3 protein-coding genes are annotated in these 3,234 nt (G+C 42.2%); all 3 read right to left on the reverse strand.

Annotated features, from left to right (window positions below):
- Nucleotides 1-37 precede the first annotated feature (37 nt).
- Entirely contained in the window at nucleotides 38-514 is a 477-nt protein-coding gene (ilvN, locus tag WKI42_RS09860) for an acetolactate synthase small subunit (RefSeq protein WP_001253803.1), read from the reverse strand.
- The gene (locus WKI42_RS09865) at nucleotides 507-2,207 is read right to left on the reverse strand and encodes an acetolactate synthase large subunit (RefSeq protein WP_368081835.1); all 1,701 of its coding nucleotides are present in this window, start codon (nucleotides 2,205-2,207) and stop codon (nucleotides 507-509) included. Before WKI42_RS09865 ends, ilvN begins: the two co-directional genes overlap by 8 nt.
- A 202-nt stretch (nucleotides 2,208-2,409) precedes the next feature.
- The coding region (locus tag WKI42_RS09870) for a DAK2 domain-containing protein (protein WP_369076743.1) at nucleotides 2,410-3,234 on the reverse strand (825 nt) is incomplete at its 5' end.

The raw sequence follows: 3,234 nt of genomic DNA on the forward strand, positions 1-3,234 counted from the left end.
CGAAGCTGACGTGGTTTGAAGAGATTTTCGAAGAGTATTAGTCGCGGGTAAATCCAGTGGCACCCGTACGAGCAATATTGCGAATACCGTATGGTCGAATGACTCGTAATAGAGCTTCACTCTTTTCAGCATTTCCTGTCATCTGAATGGTAATCGAGCTTGGCGCTACGTCTACCACTGTTGCACGGAAAGGTTGAATAATTGCTAGAATCTCAGCTCGCTTCTCAGCTGGCGCTGACATCTTAACCAAAATCACCTCGCGCTCCAAATGAGGCTTGTCTGTAATATCTCGAATGCGAATCACATCAATCTGACGATTGAGTTGCTTGATAATTTGCTCCACTTCATCATGTGAAGCCACATCAATAATAATGGTGATACGCGATACATTCGGATCTTCTGTTGCTCCAACAGAGATGCTTTCGATATTAACCTGACGACGAGACAGGACACCGGTAAAGCGATTGAGGACTCCTGATCGATTTTGTAGTTTTGCTGTTAACATTCTACGCATGGAACTTCACCCCCAACATCTCATGATTACTCTTACCAGCTGGTACCATTGGTAACACCTGTTCCTTACGAGAAATATCTACCTCGATTAGCATAGGAACATCCTCAGTGATGACTTCAAGATCTTGAGCCAAGGTCTCAGGATTGTCAAACTTATAGTTTTTAATACCGTAAGCTTGTGCCATCAATTGGAAATCAGGAAGGGTGTCAAAGACTGACTCTGATGTTCTACCTTCATAGAAGGATTCCTGCCACTGGCGAACCATTCCAAGTGAGTGGTTGTTCAGCATAACCACCTTGATTGGCACCTTGTAAATGTTCAAAATAGCCAATTCCTGGTTGGTCATTTGGAAACCGCCATCCCCAACAAACAAGACTACTTCCTTATCTGGGTTAGCAATTTTAGCCCCGATTGCTGCTGGAATTCCAAATCCCATCGTTCCCAAACCACCTGAAGTCACTAACTGACGTTCGTTTTGGTAGGGATAATACTGAGCTGTCCACATTTGGTGTTGACCAACATCTGTTACTACAATGGCATCTCCATTCGTCAATTCACCAATTCGTTCAATAACAGCTTGTGGCTGAACCACACGCTCTTTCTTATCATAAGAACGAACGCGGTTCTTGTCTTTAGTGACTTTTTCAATCCATTTTTCAGTATTGTTATGAACTGTCGGTTCAGCCAGCAACATTTGCAAGGCTTTCTTAGCATCTCCAACTACCGGAATATCCGCACTGATAATCTTTCCGATCTCGGCTGGGTCAATATCAATGTGGGCAACCTTAGCATTCTTAGCAAAAGTCTTTGGATTTCCTGTTAAACGGTCATCAAAACGAGAGCCAATACTAATCATAAAGTCCGTCTCTGTCATGGCAATATTCGCTGCGAAAGAACCGTGCATCCCCCCCATTCCAAGGAAGAGTGGGTGACTCGTTGCAATCGTACCTTGACCCAAAAGGCTGGTTACCACTGGAATTTGATAGCGTTCTGCAAATTCATTTAGTTCCGCAGCAGCTTCAGCATAACTAATCCCACCACCAGCTAACAAGACTGGCTTTTTAGCCTTGGATAATTGCTTCAAGATTTTCTTGATTTGCATATCATTTGGCTCAAGAGTCGGCTGATAGCTTGGTAGATTGACTTCTGGTGAATAGATAAAGTCTGTTTCTAAAGCAGATACGTCTTTAGGTAGGTCAATGACAACTGGCCCTGGACGGCCTGTAGTTGCGATATGGACAGCTTCCGTAATGATACGCGGAATATCAGCTGTCTCACGAACTTGGTAATTGTATTTAGTGATTGGCATGGTAATTCCCACGATGTCTGCCTCCTGAAAGGCATCTTTCCCAATCCCTGCTCGCCCTACCTGACCTGTAAAGACCAAAAGAGGAACACTATCACTCATGGCATCCGCAATCCCTGTAATGGCATTTGTTGCTCCCGGTCCGCTAGTGACGACGGCAACACCCAACTTTCCAGTTGATTTGGCATAACCTTCAGCTTCATGCAAACAACCTTGCTCATGGCGCCCTAGAATGTGGCGAATGCCTTTAAAATTATATATCGCATCATAAAAAGGCAAGACTGCACCACCAGGATAACCAAAGATGGTATCAATTCCTAAATCACGAAGTGTTTCCAAAACTAGGTCCGACCCCGTCTTAGGAGATTCTAAACTGATTTTCTCCATTGTTCCCCTTTCTTTCCTCTTAAAAATAACTTGTTACTATCATACCATTTTTTCAAAAATTTTCAAGAGAAAAGAAGAAATTTTCTGAATTTTCTATTTTAATGTTTATTTATGAATGTTATTTTTGTTTTTATTAAAAAAAGATACCGATTTCATTTACTAAAAAAGAAAAAAGAACTGATTTCTCAGTCCTTTATTAATCTTATTCTACACTAAATAGGTATGGGTAAACAGGTTGTTGACCTTGGTGAATCTCGACTTCAACGTCTTCGAATTCTTCTGCGATTTCTTGAGCAATTTCATTTGCAAGTTCTTCGCTTCCGTCTTCACCGATATAGAAGGTTACAATCTCACTATCTTCATCTAGCATATGTTTCAATGTTTCTATCAAGGTTTGGTGCATGTCAGGGTTTGACACGAGAATTTTCCCATCCACCATACCAAGATTATCATTTTCATGGATTTCTAAGCCATCAATGGTTGTATCACGCACAGCTGTTGTGACGCTTCCACTAACGACATCGCTAAGAGCAGCAGTCATACGCTCTTGGTTTTCTTCGATGGGCTTGCTTGGATCAAAGGCGAGAAGACTTGTCAAACCTTGTGGCAAAGTACGAGCTTCCACCACTACTGCTGGTTGATCCAAAACTTCTGCTGCAGATTGAGCTGCCATGAAGATGTTTTTGTTGTTTGGCAGGAAGATGATGTTACGAGCATTGACCTGTTCAACAGCCTTGATAAAGTCTTCTGTTGAAGGGTTCATAGTTTGACCGCCTTCGATAACATAATCCACACCTTGAGAACGGAAGATATCTGCTAGACCTTTACCAGCCACTACAGCAATCAAAGCATACTCTTTTTCTTCAGCTGGTTTGCTAACTTGAGCAGCTTCTTTCTCAACCTGTGCTTCGTGTTGGTTCCGCATATTGTCAACTTTTACCTTGACCAAGCTACCATATTTGAGACCTTCTTGCATAACAAGTCCTGGATCTTCTGTATGGACATGGACTTTGACAATTTCATCATC

The organism is Streptococcus pseudopneumoniae (genome assembly GCF_038148935.1).
In the GTDB taxonomy this organism is placed as follows: domain Bacteria; phylum Bacillota; class Bacilli; order Lactobacillales; family Streptococcaceae; genus Streptococcus; species Streptococcus pseudopneumoniae_U.